Here is a 4,755-nt window from a genome sequence, read left to right as displayed (position 1 = left end):
CATCCTGATTCACCGCCGAACCCCGCACCACACCCCACACCCGACGCCCCCACCGCACCGCATCCGACAACCGCTCCAACACCACCAACCCCACACCCTCAGCCAAACCAAACCCATCCGCATCAGCGGCGTAGGCGCGGCATCGGCCGTCGGGGGACAGCGCCCGCTGACGGGCAAGCCCCGTCAGGGTGTTGGGGGTGCTCATCACGGTGACGCCGCCCGCGAGCGCCATCGAGCACTCGTCGCGGCGCAGCGCCTCGCACGCCAGGTGCAGCGCCACCAACGACGACGAACACGCCGTGTCCACCGTCACCGCGGGACCCTCGAGACCCAACGCATACGCCACCCGCCCCGACACCACGCTGGCGAGGCCGCCCGTGACCAGGTGGCCTTCGAGGCCGTCGGGGGCGTCGCGCAGCCGGGCGCGATACTCCTGGTAGGTGCAGCCGGCGAAGACGGCGGTGCGGGTGCCGCGCAGCGAGGTGGGGTCGATGCGGGCGTGTTCGGCGGCCTCCCACGCGGTCTCCAGGAGGAGGCGCTGCTGGGGGTCCATGGCCAGGGCCTCGCGCGGCGAGATCCCGAAGAGGCCCGCGTCGAAGTCCCCCGCGTCGTACAGGAATCCACCCGCGCGGACATAGCTCTTCCCCGGCCGGTCGGGGTCGGGGTCGTACAGGGCGTCGAGGTCCCAGCCCCGGTCGGTCGGCAACGGGCCGACCGCGTCCCGCCCTTCGGCCACCAGCTGCCACAACTCCTCGGGAGAGCCCACGCCTCCGGGGAAACGGCAGGCCATTCCCACGATCGCGATGGGCTCGTTGGCGCGTGCCTCGTGGTCCCTGAGGGCGCCCCGGGTACGGTGCAGATCGGCCGTGATCCGCTTGAGGTAGTCCAGCAGCTTGTCCTGATCCGCCATCGGTGCCTGCCCTCTGGTCGCGGGGATGTCGTCGCAGTGGGGTCGTGGGGGGCGTGGGGTGGTGCGTGGGGGGGAGCGCCGGTGTCAGGCGCCGAACTCGTCGTCGATGAACGCCATGACGGCGTCGGCGCTCGCGGCTTCGAGCCCGGCGACGATGTCGTCGGCGTCGTGACCGCCGCCGGTACCGGTTCCGGAACCGATCCCGGTACCGGTTCCGGTGAGCGTCTCCAGGAGGGAGCGCAGGCGGACGGTGGCGCGCAGCCGGGTGTCGCCTTCCGGGGTCGTGGCGGTGAGCCGTTCGGCGAACCGGTCGAGGTCGTTGAGGAGCGTTCCGCCGGTGCCGTTCCCGTTCTGCCCTTCGCCGCCCGGGAGTTGGTCGGCCAGGTGGCGGGCGATCGCAAGCGGGGTGGGGTGGTCGTAGACCAGGGCGGCGGGGAGGCGCAGCCCGGTGGCGGCGCCCAGCCTGTCGCGCAGTTCGAGCGCCGTGAGCGAGTCGAACCCGATGCCCCTGAAGGCCTGTTCGGCCTTGACGCGTTCGGGCGTGTCATGGCCGAGGACGTCGGCCGCGACGCCGCGCACAAGGCCGAGCAGCGCCTCCTCACGGTCGGCCCCGGCGAGCCCGAGCACCTCGGACAGTCCCGGCAGTCCGTCGCCGGGCGCGTTCGGCTCCGCCGGGTCGGCGGGGGCCTCGGCGCGCAGGGCGGCGACGGGCGGCAGGTCGTGGAAGAGCGGCCGGGGGCGCGCCGCGCTGAACAGCGGGAAGAAGCGCTTCCAGTCCATCGGCGCCACGCTGACGGCGGTCTCGTCGCGGTCCAGGGCGCGCCGGAGCGCGGCGAGGCCGAGCCCGGGCTCGATCAGGCCGATGCCGCGCCGGTGCAGCAGGGCGGGGTCGGCGGTCTCCATGATCCCGCCCCGGCCCGCGTCGCTCCCTTCGGCGCCGGGGAACGCGTTCCACACGCCCCACGCGACGCTGGTGACGGGGACGCCCAGGGCGCGGTGGTGTGCGGCGAGGGCGTCGAGGTAGGCGTTGGCGGCGGCGTACGAGGCGTGCTCGGATGTGCCCCACACGCCCGCGATGGAGGAGAAGAGGACGAGGGCGTCGAGGCGTTCGGGGTCGAGGAGTTCGAGCAGGTGGCGAGCACCGTCGGCCTTGGCGGCCATGCCACGGGCGAACGCGTCGGGTCCGGTGGCCTCGACCGTGGTGAGGTCGGCGACCCCGGCGGCGTGGATGACGGTGGTGGGCGTCTCGTCGCGGTCGGCGAGGCGTTCGAGGAGGGCGCGGAGGGCGTCGCGGTCGGCGACGTCGCATGGCTCGACGGTCACCCGGGCGCCCGCGGCGCGCAGCTCGGCGGCCAGCTCCGTGGCGCCCGGGGCGGCGGGGCCGCGCCGCCCGGTCAGCACGAGGTGTTCGGCGCCCTCGGCGGCGAGCCAGCGGGCGAGGATGCCGCCAAGGACGCCGGTGCCGCCGGTGATCAACGCGGTGCCGCGCGGCTGCCAGCTGCGGCGGGCGGGGGCCGGGGCGGCGGGGACGAGCCGTCGCGCCAGGGTGCCTCGGGGGCGCACGGCCAGCTGGTCCTCGCCACCGGGGGCGGCAAGGGCGCGGCACAGGCGGCGGAGCACGCGGCCGTCGAGGGGGGTGGGAGGGGCCGGGAGGTCGATCAACCCGCCCCAGCGCGCCGGGTGTTCGAGGGCGATGACCCGGCCGAGGCCCCAGGCCATGGCCTGCGCCGGGCGGTGCGGTGGCTCGGCGGGTCCTGTGCCGACGGCGCCCCGGGTGGCCAGCCACAGGGGGGCGCCAGGGGCGGGGCCTTCGAGGGCCCGGGCGAGGGACAGGGTCAGGGCGAGCCCTGTGGTGAGCCGGGGGTGGGCGGGGTGCGGCCGCTCGTCGAGGGCGAGGAGGGAGAGCACGCCGGAGGGCGCGGGCGCGTCGGCGAGCGCGGCGCGCAGATGGGCGGCGAGCGTCGCGCGATCGGCGTGGTCCGCGGTCAGCGCGACGGTCAGGACCGTGGCTCCCCGGTCGCCGAGCGCGGTGGCCGCCAGGGCCGCGACCTCGGCCGCCGCGGCGTCGTCCGGCGGGGTGACGAGGAGCCATGTGCCGGTCGGATCGGGGAAGTTGGCGTCCTCGGGGACGGGCTTCCAGGTGATGTGGTAGCGCCAGCCGTCCACGGTGGACTCGTCGCGGCCCCGGGCGCGCCAATTCGCGAGGGCGGGGAGAACGGTGGCGAGCGGCGCGTCGGGGGCGACGGCGAGGTCGGTGGCGAGGGCGGCCACATCGCGGCGTTCGACGGCCTCCCAGAAGCGGGCGTCGGCGCCGACCGGGGCGGGAGCGGCCTCCTGGCGGGCGGGGCCTTCGAGCCAGTAGCGGCGGCGTTGGAAGGCGTAGGTGGGGAGGTCGACTGCGTGGCCGCCGGGGAGCAGCGGGGTGAAGTCGACGGCCAGGCCATGGGTGTGGGCGCGGGCCAGTGAGGTCATCAGGCGGCGCATCCCACCGTCGTGCCTGCGCAGCGAGCCCACCACCAGGCCGGGAACGCCGACGTCTTCGAGGGTCTCCTCGATGCCGACCAGCAGGACCGGATGGGCGCTCATCTCGAGAAAGGACCCGAAGCCACGCCCGGCCAGCTCCCGCACCGCGTCCTCGAACCGCACGGTCTCCCGCAGATTGGTGAACCAATAGGCGGCATCGAGCCCACCCGCCTCGACCAGCCCGCCCGACACCGCCGAACAGAACGGGACCTGGGGCGATCGCCACCGCACATCCGCCGTGGCGGCCAGTACTTCGTCGCGCAGCTCGTCGACGGCGGGTGAGTGGGAGGCGTAGTCCACCGGAACCCGCCGCGCCCGCACCCCCTCACGCCCCAACACCGCCAGCAACTCCTCCAACGCCCCCGACTCACCCGAAACCACCGTCGCCCCAGGACCGTTGACCGCCGCCACCGACAACACCTCAGGCCACGCACCGATCAACTCCCCCACCACCCCGACAGGCGCGGCCACCGACACCATCCCACCCCGACCGGACAACACCCGCAACGCCCTGCTCCGCAACGCCACCACCCGCGCACCATCCTCAAGAGACAACGCACCACACACACACGCCGCCGCGATCTCCCCCTGCGAATGCCCCACCACCGCACCAGGCTCCACACCATGAGACCGCCACACCGCCGCCAACGACACCATCACCGCCCACAACACCGGCTGCACCACATCAACCCGCCCCAACCACCCCCCATCACCACACCGCAACACCTCCACCAGGTCCCACTCCACGAACGCGCCCAACGCACGCCCGCACTCCGCCATCCGCGACGCGAACACCGGTGACACGTCGAGGAGTTCGACGCCCATCCCGAGCCACTGCGCCCCCTGCCCAGGGAACACGAACACGGGGCGGGCGTCGCCGCCGCGCACGGTGCCGGTGAGCGCGTCCGGCGTCGGGCGGCCTTCGCTCAACGCGTCGAGGGCGGCGAGGCGTTCGTCCTGGCTCTCGGCGATCACCACCGCGCGATGCTCCAACGCGGCACGCGTCGTCGCCAACGAGAACCCCACATCCACCGCACGCAGCCCGGGCCGCTCGACCACGAACTCCCGTAGCCGCCGCGCCTGTTCCCGCAGGGCCTCGGGCGTTCTGGCGGAGAGCGGCCAGGGCAGCGCGCCGGGGAGCGGCTCGTCGGGCGAGGGGTCGCCCTCCTCCTCGGTCTCCGCGACCGGTGACTCCTCGAGGATGAGGTGGGCGTTGGTGCCCGAGATCCCGAACGAGGACACCCCCGCACGCCGAGGACGACCCACCTCAGGCCACACCACCGACTCCTCCAACAACCGCACACCCGACCCCGACCACTCCA

At 74.4% G+C, this 4,755-nt stretch carries 2 protein-coding genes; both read right to left on the bottom strand.

Translation table 11 applies throughout. The features are described 5' to 3' along the window. Nucleotides 1-910, bottom strand: a 910-nt coding sequence (locus D7318_RS32180; RefSeq protein ID WP_183091714.1) for a beta-ketoacyl synthase N-terminal-like domain-containing protein, incomplete at its 3' end; no start/stop codon positions are given. Between the two features lie 84 nt (nt 911-994). After that, complete coding sequence (locus D7318_RS32175; RefSeq protein ID WP_268987374.1) at nt 995-4,735, bottom strand: SDR family NAD(P)-dependent oxidoreductase; 3,741 nt, start codon at nt 4,733-4,735, stop codon at nt 995-997. Between the last annotated feature and the right edge of the window lie 20 nt (nt 4,736-4,755).

Origin of the sequence: Streptomyces radicis (genome assembly GCF_003626575.1) — a bacterium.
GTDB classification, from domain to species: Bacteria; Actinomycetota; Actinomycetes; order Streptomycetales; family Streptomycetaceae; genus Streptomyces; species Streptomyces radicis.
This window is presented reverse-complemented; position numbering and strand designations above follow the sequence as displayed.